Origin of the sequence: Petroclostridium sp. X23 (assembly GCF_030013905.1) — a bacterium.
Classification (GTDB): domain Bacteria; phylum Bacillota; class Clostridia; order SK-Y3; family SK-Y3; genus X23.
Genome location: NZ_CP124862.1, coordinates 2,598,159 through 2,616,519 on the forward strand (window position 1 = coordinate 2,598,159; position 18,361 = coordinate 2,616,519).

Annotated in this window: 16 protein-coding genes and 1 riboswitch; of the genes, 2 read left to right on the top strand and 14 right to left on the bottom strand. The window is 38.3% G+C overall.

Annotated features, from left to right (window positions below; all coding sequences use genetic code 11):
• Nucleotides 1-70: 70 nt before the first annotated feature.
• Entirely contained in the window at nt 71-664 is a 594-nt protein-coding gene (locus tag QKW49_RS12315; RefSeq protein WP_282867848.1) for a tetratricopeptide repeat protein, read from the top strand.
• A gap of 143 nt (nt 665-807) precedes the next feature.
• Here the strand turns inward: QKW49_RS12315 and rpmE are convergent, their stop codons facing one another.
• The 11 genes from rpmE to QKW49_RS12370 all read right to left on the bottom strand — a co-directional run bounded on the left by rpmE (nt 808) and on the right by QKW49_RS12370 (nt 14,045).
• Nucleotides 808-1,020, bottom strand: coding sequence for a 50S ribosomal protein L31 (gene rpmE / locus QKW49_RS12320; RefSeq protein ID WP_282867849.1), 213 nt, complete (start codon nt 1,018-1,020; stop codon nt 808-810).
• Between the two features lie 120 nt (nt 1,021-1,140).
• Nucleotides 1,141-2,805: a transcription termination factor Rho gene (rho, locus tag QKW49_RS12325; RefSeq protein WP_282867850.1), complete on the bottom strand. Its 1,665-nt coding sequence runs from the start codon at nt 2,803-2,805 to the stop codon at nt 1,141-1,143.
• A gap of 264 nt (nt 2,806-3,069) precedes the next feature.
• A complete protein-coding gene (locus QKW49_RS12330; protein ID WP_282867851.1) occupies nt 3,070-4,002 on the bottom strand; it encodes a magnesium transporter CorA family protein in 933 nt (310 codons plus the stop codon).
• 299 nt (nt 4,003-4,301) lie between these two features.
• Nucleotides 4,302-4,472, bottom strand: a riboswitch (M-box (ykoK) riboswitch).
• Nucleotides 4,473-4,718: 246 nt separating this feature from the next.
• Nucleotides 4,719-6,383: a biosynthetic-type acetolactate synthase large subunit gene (gene ilvB, locus QKW49_RS12335; protein ID WP_282867852.1), complete on the bottom strand. Its 1,665-nt coding sequence runs from the start codon at nt 6,381-6,383 to the stop codon at nt 4,719-4,721.
• 250 nt (nt 6,384-6,633) lie between these two features.
• Nucleotides 6,634-8,295: a dihydroxy-acid dehydratase gene (gene ilvD / locus QKW49_RS12340; RefSeq protein WP_282867853.1), complete on the bottom strand. Its 1,662-nt coding sequence runs from the start codon at nt 8,293-8,295 to the stop codon at nt 6,634-6,636.
• A gap of 306 nt (nt 8,296-8,601) precedes the next feature.
• Nucleotides 8,602-9,300, bottom strand: coding sequence for a CvpA family protein (locus QKW49_RS12345; RefSeq protein ID WP_282868131.1), 699 nt, complete (start codon nt 9,298-9,300; stop codon nt 8,602-8,604).
• 8 nt (nt 9,301-9,308) lie between these two features.
• Entirely contained in the window at nt 9,309-10,502 is a 1,194-nt protein-coding gene (locus QKW49_RS12350; protein ID WP_282867854.1) for a DUF5711 family protein, read from the bottom strand.
• Between the two features lie 23 nt (nt 10,503-10,525).
• Nucleotides 10,526-11,272, bottom strand: a complete 747-nt coding sequence (gene truA / locus QKW49_RS12355) for a tRNA pseudouridine(38-40) synthase TruA (protein ID WP_282867855.1) — start codon at nt 11,270-11,272, stop codon at nt 10,526-10,528.
• A gap of 165 nt (nt 11,273-11,437) precedes the next feature.
• Nucleotides 11,438-12,241, bottom strand: a complete 804-nt coding sequence (locus tag QKW49_RS12360; protein ID WP_282867856.1) for an energy-coupling factor transporter transmembrane component T — start codon at nt 12,239-12,241, stop codon at nt 11,438-11,440.
• Entirely contained in the window at nt 12,238-13,113 is an 876-nt protein-coding gene (locus QKW49_RS12365) for an energy-coupling factor transporter ATPase (protein WP_282867857.1), read from the bottom strand. The genes QKW49_RS12360 and QKW49_RS12365 overlap by 4 nt, the downstream gene beginning before the upstream one ends.
• Nucleotides 13,114-13,193: 80 nt before the next feature.
• Nucleotides 13,194-14,045, bottom strand: coding sequence for an energy-coupling factor transporter ATPase (locus tag QKW49_RS12370; RefSeq protein ID WP_282867858.1), 852 nt, complete (start codon nt 14,043-14,045; stop codon nt 13,194-13,196).
• 385 nt (nt 14,046-14,430) lie between these two features.
• Between QKW49_RS12370 and QKW49_RS12375 the strand changes: the two genes are divergently transcribed.
• Complete coding sequence (locus tag QKW49_RS12375) at nt 14,431-15,372, top strand: RluA family pseudouridine synthase (protein ID WP_282867860.1); 942 nt, start codon at nt 14,431-14,433, stop codon at nt 15,370-15,372.
• Between the two features lie 114 nt (nt 15,373-15,486).
• Here QKW49_RS12375 and QKW49_RS12380 read toward each other — a convergent pair whose 3' ends face one another.
• The 3 genes from QKW49_RS12380 to QKW49_RS12390 all read right to left on the bottom strand — a co-directional run bounded on the left by QKW49_RS12380 (nt 15,487) and on the right by QKW49_RS12390 (nt 18,261).
• On the bottom strand, nt 15,487-16,350 hold the full coding sequence (locus tag QKW49_RS12380) for a class I SAM-dependent methyltransferase (protein WP_282867861.1): 864 nt from the start codon (nt 16,348-16,350) through the stop codon (nt 15,487-15,489).
• A 457-nt stretch (nt 16,351-16,807) separates the two neighbouring features.
• A complete protein-coding gene (gene rplQ, locus QKW49_RS12385; protein WP_282867862.1) occupies nt 16,808-17,149 on the bottom strand; it encodes a 50S ribosomal protein L17 in 342 nt (113 codons plus the stop codon).
• A 164-nt stretch (nt 17,150-17,313) separates the two neighbouring features.
• Entirely contained in the window at nt 17,314-18,261 is a 948-nt protein-coding gene (locus QKW49_RS12390) for a DNA-directed RNA polymerase subunit alpha (RefSeq protein WP_282867863.1), read from the bottom strand.
• Nucleotides 18,262-18,361: the final 100 nt, after the last annotated feature.

Genomic DNA, 18,361 nt, shown 5'->3' on the forward strand with positions numbered 1-18,361 from the left:
GAATAAATAAAGATTGTCCTTACTGCCAATCTATTAAAATAATAAACAATAGCTCTTAGGAGGATTTAACATGAAAAGAACGACCCGATTTAAAATAATGAATATTACTTTCTGGCTGTTTATCATCTTTCTGGCGATTGACCTTTATAAAGCCTATAAATCACCCGTTGTCTTTCTGCTGCCTGTTGTACTAATTGTGGGAATAAATATTGTTACAAGGCTTGCGTGGAAAAAGTTCTATGAAGGCAGAAAGCTCATTCAACAGAGAAATTATGAAGGAGCATTGGAAAAATATCATTCCTTTTTAAATGATATCACTGCAAAACCCTTTATACGATATTTGATGTATATTACTTTCAGATCATACACCGAAAAACTTACTGCTGTTATCTATAATAATATCGCTTCCTGCTATATCAATCTGTCTCAGCTTAAGAAAGCAAAGGAAGCCATTGATCAATCGCTGCAAGAAGATGACTTGTATGCGGTTCCTTATTATAATCTGGCGATTATCGGTATTATCGAAAAAAAGCCTAAAAGTGCGAAAAAACATTTGGAAAAAGCAAATGCTTTAGGATTCAAGACTATCAGCTTTGACGCTTTCAAAACCTATATTGAAAAGGTCTATAATAAATCTTCCGAGGAGCAAAATCCCTCCTCTTAATCGACTACTATAAGGATACCCCTTGCCGAACCCGCGATGCGCGCCCCTACGATCAGATTATCCGCAGAATTTTTACGCAATGATAAAAACAAAAATGAGGTAAGAAATTTTTCTTACCTCATTTTAATTATAATAGCCAACTATTATTCATTATCAGCTTTTAAGCCGAATTTCTTTCTAAACTTCTCAACACGTCCGCCGGTATCAATAAATTTCTGCTTTCCGGTATAGAAAGGATGGCACTTTGAACATATTTCAACGTGCACATTCTTTTTAGTAGAAGCGGTAGCAATTATTTCACCACATGCACATTTTATTTCTGTTGGCTCATAATTTGGATGAATTCCTTCTTTCATTAATCTCACCTCTTTCTCCAGCATTGATTAATATTTTTATATTAAGATACAACTCTATTTTGACAACAAAAAATATTTTAACATAAAAAACGTGTTTTTGCAACTAAAACTTTACCATTATTACCTATCAAAGGTATTCACAATATTATTAACAAAATCATCATTGGATTTTGTAGACATTAAACGGTTAATAAGTGTCTCAGTAACTTCAGCAGTTCCTTGATTACTCATTGCCTTTCTAATTGCCCAAATTGTTTCCAATTCTTTTTGAGAAAGCAGTAACTCTTCTTTTCTGGTACCCGACTTGTTAATATCTATTGCAGGGAAAATCCTCTTCTCCGATAAGCGTCTGTCAAGATGCAGTTCCATGTTACCGGTACCTTTGAATTCTTCAAAGATAACATCATCCATCCTGCTTCCTGTCTCAATAAGCGCAGTAGCAAGAATGGTAAGACTTCCGCCAAACTCAATATTTCTTGCTGATCCAAAAAATCTCTTTGGCTTATGCAGCGCACCCGGGTCCAACCCTCCTGAAAGCGTTCTGCCGGTAGGCGGAATTGTTAGATTATAAGCTCTCGCCAATCTGGTAATACTGTCAAGTAGTATGACTACATCTTTCTGATGTTCAACCAATCTCTGCGCTCTTTCCAAAACCATTTCCGCTACTTTGATATGATGCTCCGGCACTTCATCAAAAGTAGAATAGATCACTTCACCTTTAATAGAGCGCTGCATATCAGTAACTTCTTCAGGACGCTCATCTATCAGTAATACAATTAATTCAGTATCTGGATAATTAATAGAAATACTATTGGCAATCTTTTTTAAGAGAATTGTTTTTCCTGCTTTCGGTGGAGCTACAATCATTCCTCTTTGACCCTTACCGATAGGTGCGATTAAATCGATAAGCCTCATCGCTAACTCTCGCGGACCTGTTTCAAGGGTGATCCTTTTTTCCGGGTATATCGGTGTCAATGTTTCGAAAGGCTGTCTTCTCGCTGCAACTTCAGGATGATCTCCATTCACCTGCTGTACATATAATAATGCTTGAAACTTTTCTCCTTCTTTGGGGATTCTACCTTTCCCCACAATCTTGTCACCTGTTTTCAGATTGAATCTTCTTATCTGGGATGGTGATACATATATATCCTTCGCCCCCGACAAGTAGTTTTCACCTCTTAAAAATCCATATCCGTCAGGCAATACTTCCAGCACTCCGCCTACCGGATCATCACTTTCAATCTTCTCAAAAGCAGCAGGATAGTTATTAGGACGTTTTTGTACCTTTGTCTCTTCTTCAGGCTTTGCATTATCATCAACTTCTTGCTTCTCATTCTCATCATCTGTCAAATCTTTCTTTTGAACCTTCGGTTGAATTTCCGGCTTCTCTTTTTCGGTCTCTTGTTCAGAGTCTTTCTCAGCCTTACTCTCAACTATAACTTTAGGCTTAGTTCTAACCTTATTCTCCGGCTCCTGTTTTGTATCTTCCGTTTCCTTATCCTCAACAGATGGTGTCTCAGGTATGGAATCTGCCTTCTTTTTTCTGCCTTTTCTTATAGCTTTCTTTTCTATCGGTTCTTGCTCAATATCTATTTTTTTCTCATCCTCCACTGGACTTGTATCAAGTTGCTGTTGTTGAAATCCTTCGCTTTTTTCAGCATTTTCTAATATAAGCTGAACTAATTCGTTTTTTTTGGCCCTGGAAATTCCTTTTAATCCCATCATCTTTGCAATATATCTCAAATCTTCCAGGGTTTTCTTTTTTAGATCAATATCTTTATCCATAATTCACCACCTTATAATACTATACTGTTATAGTTATAACCAATAAAAGGGAAATCCATACCAAGGAGAGTGTAAAATAAGTAAAACCTTCCAGAAGTGAAGGCCTAGCATTATACGTTTGCAACTTAGAAAGGACTATAGGCTATACTTAAAATGCATTATATCATTTTGAAGAAAATGTGTCAATAATAGATATTAATAAAAAATCGCCCGAAGTCTGGAGTTAAGGCATGATACTCCAAACCTCGAACGATACTAGGTACACTAAAACATCTTTCTTTTAAGTAACACAAGCGTAGCCGCAATAGTTAATATCAGTGCAAGAATAATAGTAAATATAAAAGCTAAAGGTGAATCCTGCAAAGGCAGCTCCACATTCATACCGTAAAAACTTGCTACCATTGTAGGCAATGATAAAACAATAGTCACCGATGTTAAAAATTTCATTACAATATTCAAATTATTTGATATCACTGAAGCAAATGCATCCATCGTACCACTTAAAATACTGCTATATATATTAGACATTTCTATTGCCTGTTTATTTTCTATTAATACATCTTCCAGCAAATCCTGATCTTCTTCATACAATTTGATGGTTCTGCCTCTTAGAATTTTTTCCATAGTAATTTCATTTGCTTTAAGAGATGTAGAAAAATAAACAAGGCTTTTTTCCAAATCAAGCAACTGTATCAATTCCTTATTCTTCATAGAACGGTGGAGCTGCTTTTCAACTTCATTACTTATTTTGTCTATCTGTTTTAAGTACTGCAAATACCGAGTGGCTACTTTAAAGAATAGCTGAAGGATGAATCTCGTTTTTAAATTAGTATATACGTTTTTAGCAACCCCATCCGAAAACTCTCTTATAACCGAATTTTCTTTTAAACAAATAGTAATTATGTTTTTATCAGTAATCACAATACCCAAAGGAATGGTCGAAAAGATGATGGCATCCTGGTCTTTCTGCGCCAACGGAATATCAATAATAATCAATGTTTGATTATCTTCTATTTCAATACGAGATGTCTCCTCGTCATCCAATGCCGCCTTTAAAAATCCGGCATCTACATGCAATGTACGTAACACAGATTCTATCTCTTCTTCGTTTGGACAAATCATATTAATCCAACAGCCTTCTTCAATACGATCGATAGGTTGTATCCTGCCTTCAATAGTCTTATAATAACCTAACATATTAGCTACCCTCCTTATTCATTTTACATTCATCATCAAAGAGTAGCTTTTGACCTTACCAATAATCAGTCTATATATATTCATATTAACTCATTGCAGATATAATCATGTCAAAAGATACTCTACATGTAATACAATGACTACTACATGTGTGAGAAAAAGTATTTCCATTAAACAAATAATAATTCGTATCCGGGTCTGTATCCATTGACATCACCACCATTCAAAAGTTAAAAAAAGTCATAAACAAAATAAAAAATCCCTCAACAAAGGAAGGATTTATTAAACATGAGTAATAAAACACCTCTCCATTCGTTGAGTTTTGGCACTATACAGCATAGAGTAAAAAAAACTCAACTGCATTAAGTAAAACCTTGATTTCGGTAGTACCTGTTGACCCATTGGCATCTCTCGATGTTTCCGGGCAGCAGCATATATCCGTATAGGAGCCTCACCTAACAAGAGATTATTCAATTGCGTTACGGTTTTATTATATCATAAATATATTTGTTTGCAACAGTTATTGAGGAAAAATGCTTTTTTATAACAACGGAAGTAATTGCGCAAGCAATTACAACACACCGTTTCAACGAGGCGGGGGACATCTTTTGGCCTCGTTATAAATATACATCTTATACAGTAGAAAAACCCACATGCGCTCTTCTACTAATATCAGACCTTTTAATTCCCAAAAAATATATCCTATATAACAGATCTTATTCTTCTATTAACTCATCAATGGCAGCACCGGGGGGCACAATAGGAAATACCTTTTCATCCCTGTCAATTTCACAATTAATCACTACCGGAACACGGGAAGCCAGCGCTTCTTTAATAGCCTTTTCAACTTCTTCGTTTGAAGTGATATTGATCCCTTTTGCACCATATGCTTCTGCCAATTTTACAAAATCAGTTCCTCTATCGATAGTAGTAGATGAAAAACGACTGTCATAGAATAATTCCTGCCACTGTCTTACCATCCCTAAAACATGATTATTCAAAATGACAACGATAATGGGCAATTGATATTCAACCGCTGTAGCAATCTCATTGCAATTCATTCTAAAGCTTCCGTCTCCTGCGATATTAAACACTTTTCTATCCGGCATGCCCACTTGTGCACCAATGCAGGCTCCCAACCCGTACCCCATGGTTCCCAGGCCGCCGGAGGAAATATATGTTCTCGGACGCGTATATTTAAAATACTGGGCAGCCCATAATTGATTTTGGCCCACTTCGGTAGTAATAATCGCTTCACCGTTTGTAAGTTCATCGATTTTCTCCAAAACATACTGGGGCGTTAGTGCACCCTCTGATTGCTGCTTAATAGGATATTGCTTTTTCCATTCCATAATTTGTTCTATCCACAAATCCCGCTTCTGATCGTGTACTTTATCAGCCAAGTGCTGCAGAATAAGTTTTACATTGCCTACTAACGGATAATGTACATTAATGTTTTTTCCAATCTCAGCCGGATCAATATCTATATGCATGATCTGCGCGCCAGGAGCAAACCTTTTTACATTGCTGATCACCCGGTCACTAAATCTTGCACCAATGGCAATAAACAGATCACAGTTTGAGACCGCTAAATTTGAGGTCTTCGTTCCATGCATCCCCATCAATCCTGTAAATAATGAATGCGTTCCGGGAAATCCTCCCAACCCCATTAAGGTTGTAGCAACAGGAATATTTGCTTTATTTATAAGCTGGAGAAGTTCTTCACATGCATCCGCAATTCCGACACCACCTCCGGCGAGAATGATAGGCTGGTTGGCTTTGTCGATGCAATCCGCCGCTTGCTGAATTTGTGCTTGTGTTACCCCCATAGGCACATCCCTTGGTTTTTCAGGCTGTACAGGTGTATAGTCGGTCACGGCCGCAGTAACATCTTTACAAATATCTACCAGTACCGGTCCCGGTCTTCCTTCTTTTGCTATTCTAAACGCTTCTCGAATAACCTGAGCGAGATCATTCACATCTTTGACGATATAATTATGTTTTGTAATGGGTGTAGTAATACCGGTAATATCTACTTCCTGAAAAGAATCTTTCCCTAGTAGTGTTGTAGGTACTTGTCCCGTAAAAGCAACCATAGGAACAGAGTCCATATAGGCTGTAGCTATCCCTGTAACCAAATTGGTCGCACCGGGGCCGGATGTTGCAAGGCACACGCCTACTTTACCGGTAGCCCGCGCATATCCGTCTGCCGCATGTGCAGCGCCTTGTTCATGTGAAGGGAGTATATGTTTAATCTCTTCTCTATGCTTATATAAAGCATCATATATATTAAGAACTGATCCGCCAGGATAGCCAAAAATAGTATCAACACCCTGTTCTTTAAGACAGTGCACAAAGATTTCTGAACCATTCAACTTCAATACAAATCCTCCTATCTCCTAATGCGGAATTGAAGATGAAGGGTTGAGAATCAAAACTCCATCTTCTTTTCTCGACATTACAAATTTATCTTTGAAAATCTATATACGTCACACTAAGTATATTACATGCTTGTTCAAAAATGTAACACGGGACGGTTCTCCTGTCACCCAAAATCGTTGTGACATGAAAACCGTCCCCATGTCACATTTTTTCTTCTACGCCTGACTGTAAATATATTTTTGTTGACTTTTAATCCTTTAGTACCGCTCCGGTTGACGCTGATGTTACCAGTTTTGCATATCTCGCAAGATATCCTCTGGTGACCTTCGGCGCAGGTGCCTTCCACTGTTCGAATCTCCGATCTATTTCTTCTTGAGAAAGTTCTATATCCAGTTTCCCCTCTGTTATGTTGATGCTGATGATATCGCCTTCCTCAACAATGGCAATAGGCCCCCCTTCCATGGCCTCCGGGGATACATGGCCTATTGAAGCGCCTCGTGTAGCACCTGAGAACCGACCATCTGTAATCAATGCAACATATTTATCCAATCCCATTCCACAAATAGCCGATGTGGGTGAAAGCATCTCTCTCATACCCGGCCCGCCTTTCGGACCTTCATATCGGATAACAATAACATCACCTTTATTTATCTGACCATCCAGAATAGCTTTAATGACAGATTCCTCCGATTCAAATACTCTGGCAGGCCCTTTATGAACCAGCATTTCCGGCGCAACCGCAGCGCGTTTGACAACTGCACCGTCCGGCGCAAGATTACCTCTTAACACCGCTATACCGCCGGTTTCACTATAGGGTTTCTCAATCGGTTTAATAATATCATAGTCCCGCACCACAGCATTTTTAATATTCTCGCCTACTGTTTGGCCGGTTACTGTCAGCAAGCCTAGATGAAGCAAGCCCTTCTTGTCTAATTCGTTCATTACTGCTTGAACTCCTCCCGCTTGATAAAGGTCCTGCACGTGGTGAGGTCCTGAAGGAGCCAGCTTACACAGGTTTGGAGTTCTGCCGCTTATGTCGTTTGCAATATCCAGGTTGATGTCTACTCCTGCTTCATGTGCAATTGCAGGCAAATGCAGCATGGAATTCGTTGAGCAGCCCAATGCCATATCTACAGTGAGTGCATTCTCGAAAGTCTTCGGATTTAAAATATCACTTGGTTTTATATCTTTTTCTAAAAGCTCCATAATCTTGATACCTGCAAGCTTAGCAAGACGAATTCTTTCTGCATACACAGCCGGTATGGTACCATTTCCAGGAAGCGCTAAGCCTAAAACCTCACTTAAGCAGTTCATAGAGTTTGCTGTAAACATTCCTGAACATGAACCGCATCCGGGGCAGGCATTGTCTTCGACAACCATCAGCTCCTCCTGACTCATATTACCGACTTTTACAGCACCAACTGCTTCAAATACACTATTCAAATCCAGATCTTTTCCGTTTTTATTAAGTGACAGCATTGGTCCGCCACTAACGATGATAGCCGGAATATCCAATCTGGCTGCCGCCATTAACATTCCCGGAACAATCTTATCACAATTCGGAATCAATACCAGCGCGTCCAACCCATGTGCGGTAGTCATAGCCTCTATGGAATCCGCGATTAATTCTCTGGATGCCAGTGAATATTTCATGCCTACATGACCCATCGCGATACCGTCACAAACGCCTATTGCCGGAAATTCCAGCGGTGTTCCTCCCGACATTCTGACTCCGGCTTTAACAGCTTCAGCTATTTTATCCAGGTGAATATGCCCCGGAATTACCTCATTTTTTGCGTTTACTACACCGATCAACGGGCGATTAATCTCTTCATCTGTTAACCCCATTGCTTTAAACAAGGAACGATGCGGTGCCTTTTCCAATCCTTTTTTCACACTATCACTTCTCAAAACATTCAACCCCCATCTATAAGTTATCAGTTCTCAGTAACTTTATACTAAACTTCAACCACTAGAATTATCAACATAGCCGAACCTATTGGTCCGGCTATACTTAGCTGCAATATCTATATCTTAATTTAACTGTATTTAGGTGACCTTCATCACCATACGCTGTCATCCATTATCAATTAGTTAGTATGCTTCAAGTTCCATTTTACACATTTTATCGGCATCTGTCTAGTAATATGAAATAAATACTTTAGAAAAGCATATTTCAAGTATTGATAAAAAACAAAAAACATTTATTTTGGATGGCTATAATATCCATTCCAACAGGATATTATTGTTATAGAATCCTTTTACTATCACTGAACGGTCTATCAGCGCCGCCAGCGGACTAAACCCTTCAATAGGCAAAAGCAAAACAAAGAATGCACAAATAAGATATACCACGACTATGCCGCTTACAATGCCAAATGCGCCTCCTACCAACTTGTTTACTTCATTGAGTATAGGCAGTTTCATAAACTGGTTGATAACACTTGCTATTACTGCCAGTATTGCTTTAATAGCACAGAACAGTATGATCATGCTAAGGACATTGATAATCAACCCGGAAATACCTCCGGCTAATTGCTGATTTATATTATTAATATTTATTACTTCTATCCATTCACGCTGCTGCTGTTCCATCAGTGCATCTTTTATCGATGCCGGCAGTGAAATGATATCTATAGCATTCTTAACCGTATCATCCTTTATGCTGCTTGTTGTCGTTTCTATTGCAATGGGATTTGCTCTAACTACAATCTGATAAATACTATCTTGTATCCATTGGTATACCTTTGTTTTAGATAATATGGCTGCAAAATAAGGATATAACCTGGCAGTTAGAATAGCAGCAATAAAAAAGGATAATATGTCAAAGACTGATAGAAAAAACCCTTTCATCATTCCCCTAATACTGCTGAAAATAATGATCAAAATAACCGCGATATCAAGGATTGTCACCATCCTCACCTCTAATTCCTCTTTAACTCCAACACTTCTAATGTATTCCTGGATACTACGACTATGTCTCTTTTATTCTGAAATAAAATAATATCCCTGATATCTTTGCTGGATACTGCTTTTGCAATCTCATTCCCTTGAGAAGTAACTACATACACATCTCTCTTTTTATTGAGCGCAACTAAATCATCTTCCACATCCACAAATTGTATGTCACCGTCCACCTCATAGGTACCTTTTTTCACACCGCCAAATGTGTATATTTCCACTAAGCTATTGCCATTTAATAAACTTCCGCCTTTTTTTTCCGTAAGTCCTAGTGCTATAATTTTATCAGAATCCATACTAAAAATCTGCAAGTCCTTTTCCGCGTAACTAATATTCCATTTCTGAATACCCTGTGGTGAAAATCCGATCATTTGATTATCACCTACAACTACGACACTGCCATCTTGGTAAAACTTTATATTGGAAATCAGTGTCTCATCTATTACGATCCCTGCATATGGTTTTTCTTCAGTGAGATTAAAAAAAGCTACTCCGCTGGATACATACCCTTTGCTCAAATCAATGGTACTTACCGCAAGTTTTTTTCCATCATTGGAGATATCCAAGTCTGCTATGTAGTTATCCACCGAATGCCACTTATATATTTCCTGACCTTCTGGATTAAATACGCTCACCTTGCCTTTATAACCCTTCTCTTTCGTAACGATTGCAAAATATCCTGTTTCATTAATAGCTACCGCAACAATAGGCTCCTCGGTTTTCCTTGTACATACAATAGAGTAATTTGTAACAACATTCACTTCTCTTCCGCCCTTATCGGCAACCAGAATGTATTTATGATTGCTTTCAACCAACGGGTCGGATAGGGTCATGGTAATACTCCATATCTCTTCACCGGCTTTATTAATGGCTTTAATACCATCCCTGCTGGTAAGAAGAATATTATCTTTATATACATTAAAATTATACTCTATTGATGAATCTAATGTCACACTGGAAGGATTTTTTGACCTTATGCTATTTAAGTTGCCACCTAGTAAATTATTTACAGCCGGATGGTATCTGTTGATATATAAAACGTAACTAGCGGTCACAAGTAAAATCATCCCTAATAATAGTTGAACTATAAATAACAACTTTTTTTCCTTATGCTTTTGTCGTTGGCTTTCAATCGTTTTTACTTCATTGGTATTCAAGATTATTCCTCCTTGGAATTCTCTCATTCGGATTGGTTATAATATACTTCAACGAGGTAGAGTCCTTGTGGCGGCGCCGTAATCCCTGCTTCCCTTCGATCTCCGTTTTTTATAATGTGAGGGATTTGCTTTACATCAATCTTTTTATTGCCCACATAAAGAATAGTTCCTGCAATAATTCTTACCATGTTATATAAAAAACCATTACCGGATACTTCCATTATGATCTCATGATCTATTTCTTCCACTGTAAGGTTATAAATCGTTCGAACCGTATCCTTAACAACGCTTCCCGATGCCATAAATGCTTTAAAATCATGGGTGCCTATAAAATATTCCGCTGCTTCTTTCATCAGCCCTATCTCTACCTGGTATGGCCAATGGCTTGCATAATTACGTTCAAAAGCCGAAGGAAACGTCCTATTCATGACCCTATATCTGTATTTTTTCCCTTCCGCGCAATAACGCGCATGAAAATCCGAAGAAACTTTCTTGCACTTCAATACAATGACATCGTCAGGCAGTAGTCTATTCAGTGCATAGGGCATACGATCCGCCGGAATAGTACTGCATGTATTAAAATTACATACGTAGCCTAATGCATGCACACCTGTATCTGTTCGACTGCATCCTATTACCCTTATATCTTCTTTGGTCACTTTTTTTATAGAATTTTCCAATACTTCTTGAACTGTTAACGCATTTTCCTGCCGCTGCCAGCCATGATAATTGGTACCTTCATATTCTAATTCTAACATTAAGTTTCGCAATAATCATTCATCCTTTTTGTATTGGTTCACGGTTCACAGAAAATGTTTTCTAATTCTCTCCACTGTAATTGTAGGGGCAGGCCTTGTGTCTGCCCTGTATGAAGCACTTCTTCTGAACGGGCAGACACAAGGCCTGCCCCTACCTAATAAATACTAAGTTGTATATTAATACCGTAAATTTCTCACAAAAAACAGCATTACCATTAACCCTATCATGACTGCTATGGCCATAAAATCCCTGTCATGCATTTTTAGCTGCTTCATTCTGGTTCTATGGTCTCCGCCCCGATAACAGCGTGATTCCATCGCAACAGCCAGTTCATCAGCTCTTCTGAAAGCACTTATAAACAGCGGAACCAAAAGCGGCACAAGCCCCTTTGCTCTTTTAAGCAGATTCCCACTTTCAAAATCAGCACCGCGTGCCATCTGCGCTTTCATTATTTTATCCGTTTCTTCTAACAATGTTGGTATAAAACGCAGCGCTATGGTCATCATCATGGCAAGCTCATGGGCTGGAACGCCAATTTTTTTAAAAGGATTTAATAACTTTTCAATCCCATCTGTCAATAGTATAGGTGAAGTAGTAAAAGTCAGCAATGATGTACCTATAATCAGAAAAAGCAATCTTAATGTCATAAGTACTGCCATTTCCACACCTTCCACCGTAGCTGTCAATTTCCATATCGTAAATAATGTTCTTCCCCCAGTCATAAACATGTTGACAAAGGCAGTAAAAATAATAATAAAGAATAAAGGTTTTAACCCTTTAAAAACGTACTTAACAGGTACTGTAGAAATCCATATTAACTGACAAGTAAAAGCAGCAAATATAATATATCCGGTAAAATTCTTTACCATAAACAATGCTGCAATATACATTAACGTTAATATAATCTTTATTCTGGGGTCGAGTTTATGTATAACAGATTCACCCGGAAAGTACTGCCCCAGCGTTATATCTCTAATCATTTACTTTCCTCCATCCTTCTATTGGAACCGCCTAACAGAGCCACAAGCTCTTTTTTTGCCTGATGAACAGTAAAGATATCATCTTTTATATGAACCCCTCTGCTTCTTAGCTTGCTAATCACTTTTGTAATTTGCGGCACAGCGAGTCCCATACTTTCTAATTGATCGCCTCTTTTAAAAACTTCGCCAGGCATGTCATTCATTGCTACCGAACCTCTATGCATTACAATAATTCTATCGACCAGTCGTGCGATGTCTTCCATACTATGTGATACAAGTATGACTGTCATACCTAATCTTGTATGAAGAGATTTGATTTGAAATAATATTTCATCTCTCCCTGCCGGGTCAAGCCCTGCAGTAGGCTCATCCAGTACAAGTATTTCGGGTCTCATTGCCAGAACACCCGCAATTGCAACCCTGCGCTTTTGACCACCGGAAAGTTCAAAAGGAGACTTTTCAAGAACATTACTACTTAAACCTACCACATGCAATGCATCGTTCACTCTTTTTTGTATTTCGTCTTGTGCCAAACCCATATTTGTCGGCCCAAACGCAACGTCTTTATAGACAGTTTCTTCAAATAATTGGTGCTCAGGATATTGAAAGACAAGACCTACCTTATTTCTTATAGCTTTAAGGTTAGCACTTTTACCTGTAATATCCGTTTCACCAATAAATATCTTTCCATTCGCCGCTTTAAGTAAGCCGTTTAGATGCTGTACAAGTGTAGATTTTCCCGACCCTGTATGTCCTATTAATCCAACGAATTCCCCTTGGCCGATTTCCAGATTGACATTTTTTAATGCTTGCTTTTCAAAGGGACTACCGGGCATATATGTATAATTCAAATTCTCTATTTTTATTGTCACAACATTAGTCCTCCAAACAAAACAACTTAAATTGCATCAATGGCCAAAGTCGTACCTCTTCAGTCCATGACACGCTGCTCTCATCTCTCAATCAATTTCAAAAGCTCCTCAACACACTCATCTTCCGTCAAAATATCCTGACGGATTTCAATTCCTTGCTTTCTTAGCTCATAGGCCAACTCTGTCACCTGCGGAACATCCAATCCTACAGTTTTAAGCCTTTCTACTTGGCAGAAAACCTCTTTGGGCTTGCCATCCATTATGATCTTTCCTTTTTCCATCACGACAACTCTATCCGACTCCACAGCCTCATCCATATAGTGCGTAATAAGCACTACCGTAATTCCTTCTTCCCTATTTAGCTTTTTTATGGTACCAATAACTTCTTTTCTTCCAGAAGGATCCAGCATCGCAGTGGGTTCATCAAGCACGATGCATTCCGGCTTCATGGCAATAACACCGGCAATCGCTATTCTTTGCTTTTGGCCTCCTGACAGCAAATGCGGTGCATGCTTTTTATATTCGTACATATCTACCGCCTTTAGGGCATAATCTACTCTCTCTCTGATTTCAGAAGGCGGAACAGCCAGGTTTTCAGGCCCGAATGCTACATCCTCTTCCACAATGGTTGCTACAATTTGATTATCGGGATTTTGAAATACCATTCCCACAGTCTGCCTGATCTCCCAACGAGAATCCAAATCAGCAGTATCCAAGTGTTTAACAAATACCGTCCCTCCCACAGGCAGAAGCAATGCATTAAAATGCTTAGCCAGTGTAGACTTACCGGAACCGTTATGTCCTAAGATAGTTACAAATTCACCTTTATCTATTTTAATATTTATATTATTCAAAACCAAGTCTATTTTATTGGATTCTTCATCCTGTCCATAATGATAGTTCAAGTTAATCGTATTAATCATTTCACCCATTACAAAACCTCGCTTGATATGTATTATATACACTAATTATATATTATACTGTATTTTGAGCAATATAAAAATAGTTTATTGAAAAAAAGTGGGGAGTGGGGAGTGGGGAGAATAAATACATATGTAAAATGATTAGCTTGCAGATTTTTACACCCTTCTTATAGTCCTTTACATTGTACTTAAACATTAAATAATATATAATGTGTGCTATAAGGCTATGCTAATACTATATTGGTTCAGTATAAAAATGACTTTATAATTAATAATACTTTTGAGCAGATGCTATACTGTGTATTATACAATAGTAAATATACTTCCGTGGCCTGGTGCAGTACTCCCCACTCCCCACTGTCCACTCCCCACTACATTAACAAGGAGCATAAATATGATAATCATTACTGTACCTCATGAATATAACGGTAAGAAGCTTGACAGATTTCTAAGAGATCAATTTCCCAAACTACCTATGAGTGCTATTTATAAAGCGTTACGAAAAAAAGATATACGTATAAACGATGTAAAAATTAATGAAAATATTACACTGAAAGCTAGTGATTCCCTGACAATATATATCAAAGATGAAATATTATACGGATTAAATAGTACAAACGACGAGCAAAAGGATTTACATCCTATCGAAATAGTATATGAAGATGAGCATCTGCTGCTTGTAAATAAACAGCCTGGAATTTCTGTGCATCCTGATAAGCATGCGAATCAAGACACATTAATTGATATGGCAACAAGATATTTGAATCAGAATAAAGATTATATTTCTTCCATGCCAAATACGGACCTGCCGGCCCTATGCCACAGACTTGACCACTATACCGGCGGAATAGTTATCATCGCCAAAACAAAAGAGGCTTTAAGAATAATGCTGGAAAAAATTAAGAATAGAGAAGTGAAAAAATACTACCAGTGCCTGGTGAAAGGCTGCCCTTCTCCAATGGAAGGAGAGTTAAAACATTTTCTCGTTAAAAACGAACTGAAAAGTCGTGTCTATATGCATGATATCCCGCAAAAAGGAGGCTTAACTGCTATCACAAAGTATAAGGTTACTAAACCTGGGGATATAGTAAGCCACCTGGAAGTAGAACTCATTACAGGAAGAACGCATCAAATACGCGCACACCTTTCTTATATAGGGCATCCAATCCTTGGCGATGATAAATATGGTGACCGCCGGCTAAACAAGCAATTCGGCGTAAAACATCAATGCCTTTGGGCCTATAAAGTGATGTTCGACTTTAAAGATGCAGGAATATTAAATTATTTAAAAGGTAAAGTATTTGAAACTAATAATATACAGTTTCCTATAAAATAAATGGAGCTATAGACAAATCCGGGCGGACAGGGTCGTCCGCCCCTACTCTAATTCTGAGATAACCAACTCATGATTCACTGGGTGTAAGTTCTTAATACCGTGAACTGTAAACTATTACACTTCCCAACGACCCGATGCACCGCATGGAAGCACCAAGCCTGACTGTGTTATCGGCAATCCGATTTCATCAGATGCGATATGTCCCCCGTGTTTTTTACCAACTGTCATTTTCAACACATTGGTGAGTACCGTTGGTGCCAATCCGGTTGTATATGAATTAATTAGGAAAAATAGGGGATTTGGAGAAAGCACGTGCATACATTCACTCACCAAGTTATATAGCTCATCTTCGATTTTCCACACTTCTCCATTCGGTCCCCGTCCGTAGGATGGTGGGTCCATGATGATTCCTTCATACTGTCTTCCTCTACGATTTTCCCGCTGAACAAACTTTAGCACATCATCAACGATAAATCGTACTTTACGGTCTGCGAGCTTTGAAACTGCAATATTTTCTTTTGCCCAGCTTACCATCCCTTTTGCGGCATCTACATGACAAACCTCCGCCCCTGCGTAGGCCGCAGCTACTGTTGCACCACCCGTATATGCAAATAAATTTAATACTCTTACAGGCTTATCAGTAGATTTAATTCTTTCCATCATCCAACTCCAGTTAACAGCTTGTTCGGGAAAAAGTCCGGTATGCTTGAAACCCATAGGCTTAATATTGAATTTTAAATTCTCATATGAAATGGTCCAATGTTCAGGAAGCTTACTAAAAAACTCCCACTTTCCACCACCGCTGCTGTTTCTATGATAATGCCCGTCCACGTTTCTCCATACCTTGTTATTTGAATCAATCGGCCATATGACTTGTGGATCGGGGCGCCTTACAACATACTTCCCCCATCTTTCCAGCTTTTCACCATTACCTGTATCTATAAGTTCATAATCTTTCCATTCATCAGCTATCCACATGACGTTAACCTCCTTGTGTAGTGGGGAGTGAGGAGTGGATAGTGGGGAGTACCCTTTGCACCACATTCTCAAACCCATATGTAATAAATAATATCCACTATTCTAGTATAGTGATCACACTTCATTAGTAGATTTTATCATCACACATATTGTGCGTCAATATATTGAAAATTAAACAGAACTAATATCGCCTACCAAATAAACACTGGAGATAATCTATTATTCGTTTACGAAGAATATAGACTAAAAATGCGGACGATCACAAATCGCCCCTACAATCATTTTATCTAAAAATTTGTGTCCATGGTTTTTTCTTGATATAAATAAAAGCAGAACATTAGATACATATTGTATTTAACATTCTGCTTTATGAAGCGGTAAACTCTTTATGGGTAAAATATAGTTTGCAATTCGCAAGGCTTTCACTCCTCACTCCTTACTCCCCACTCTCCGCTAGTTATACTAACTCAATGATTGCCATTTCTGCAGCGTCCCCTCTTCTGGGTCCCATTTTTACTACCCTGGTATATCCGCCTGCACGCTCTGTATACTTAGGAGCAATTTCATCAAAAAGTTTCTTCACTACATCTTCTTTAGTAATATAAGCTAATGCTTGTCTTCTTGAATGCAGTGAACCTTCTTTGCCTAGAGTAATCATTTTATCTGTCATGCTTCTTACTTCTTTTGCTCTAGTCACGGTAGTTTCAATCTTTCCGTGTTCTAAAACGGAAGTAACAAGGTTTTTCAGCATAGCTATTCTTTGGTCGGTTGGACGACCTAGCTTTCTTGTACCTGGCATCGTTTAAACCTCCTTTGCCGTTTTTATATAACACCTAATCATATTTAATTAATAATCAGAAATCACATAGTAAAAACTCACGGCTCATGATGTACGATTCATCTTTCACCAGCTTTTTAGAACAAAATCTGTGAACTGTGAACCGTGAACTGTGAACTACAATACTATTCTTCATTTGGTGCAAGACCCAACCCTAATGCTTCTAACTTCTGTATTACCTCTTCAAGAGATTTTCTACCAAGGTTTCTTACCTTCATCATATCATCTTCACTTCTGTTGATGAGGTCTTCTACAGTGTTAATCCCTGCTCTTTTTAGGCAGTTATAGGATCTTACCGAAAGATCCAGCTCTTCAATGGTCATTTCAAGAACTTTTTCTTTCTTGGTTTCTTCCTTCTCTACCATGATCTCGGTATTCTTTGCATGATCTGAGAGATCAATAAATAAGTTAAGATGCTCACTCATGATTTTTGCACCAAGACTAATCGCTTCATCCGGCTTTATAATACCGTTTGTCCATACTTCCAGTGTCAGCTTATCATAATCGGTAACCTGCCCTACACGGGTATTTTCTACAGTATAGTTTACTTTATGCACCGGCGTATATATTGAGTCCACTGGAATCAAGCCAATCGGCTGGCCAGGTACTTTATTTTTTTCTGCCGATACATATCCTCTGCCTCTATTTAAAGTTAGTTCCATATATAACTTTGCGTCTTCATTTAAGGTCGCAATATGAAGATCGGGATTTAGTATTTCCACATCTGCATCAATTTTGATGTCCTTGGCCTTAATATCTCCTTCACCTTCTGCTTCTATATAAACTACTTTAGGGCCTTCAGAATGAAGCTTCGCAGCAAGATTCTTAATGTTAAGTATAATCTCGGTTACGTCTTCCTTCACTCCCGGGATTGTAGAAAATTCATGAAGAACACCGTCAATCTTAATTGAAGATACTGCAACTCCCGGTAAAGAAGATAATAATATTCTTCTTAAGGAATTGCCTAATGTTGTACCATATCCTCTTTCAAGAGGCTCAATAACATATTTTCCGTATGTGCCTTCATCACTGGATGTAATACATTCAATTCTTGGCTTTTCAATTTCTATCATATATAACCCTCCCCTGACTAACTGCCATTTTATTGTTGATGTTTCCGAGGGCAACTGATTATTTTATTACTGTATAACAGATTACATCACTTACAGTATT

What these genes read in the sequence shown, in the direction of transcription:
- QKW49_RS12345 (WP_282868131.1), bottom strand. Translation starts at nt 9,300, where the DNA reads ATGGTGACAATCCTTGATATCGCGGTTATTTTGATCATTATTTTCAGC.
- QKW49_RS12360 (WP_282867856.1), bottom strand. Translation starts at nt 12,241, where the DNA reads ATGATTAGAGATATAACGCTGGGGCAGTACTTTCCGGGTGAATCTGTT.
- QKW49_RS12370 (WP_282867858.1), bottom strand. Translation starts at nt 14,045, where the DNA reads ATGGGTGAAATGATTAATACGATTAACTTGAACTATCATTATGGACAG.
- QKW49_RS12315 (WP_282867848.1), top strand. Translation starts at nt 71, where the DNA reads ATGAAAAGAACGACCCGATTTAAAATAATGAATATTACTTTCTGGCTG.
- rpmE (WP_282867849.1), bottom strand. Translation starts at nt 1,020, where the DNA reads ATGAAAGAAGGAATTCATCCAAATTATGAGCCAACAGAAATAAAATGT.
- QKW49_RS12390 (WP_282867863.1), bottom strand. Translation starts at nt 18,261, where the DNA reads ATGATAGAAATTGAAAAGCCAAGAATTGAATGTATTACATCCAGTGAT.
- rplQ (WP_282867862.1), bottom strand. Translation starts at nt 17,149, where the DNA reads ATGCCAGGTACAAGAAAGCTAGGTCGTCCAACCGACCAAAGAATAGCT.
- QKW49_RS12375 (WP_282867860.1), top strand. Translation starts at nt 14,431, where the DNA reads ATGATAATCATTACTGTACCTCATGAATATAACGGTAAGAAGCTTGAC.
- QKW49_RS12330 (WP_282867851.1), bottom strand. Translation starts at nt 4,002, where the DNA reads ATGTTAGGTTATTATAAGACTATTGAAGGCAGGATACAACCTATCGAT.
- QKW49_RS12380 (WP_282867861.1), bottom strand. Translation starts at nt 16,350, where the DNA reads ATGTGGATAGCTGATGAATGGAAAGATTATGAACTTATAGATACAGGT.
- rho (WP_282867850.1), bottom strand. Translation starts at nt 2,805, where the DNA reads ATGGATAAAGATATTGATCTAAAAAAGAAAACCCTGGAAGATTTGAGA.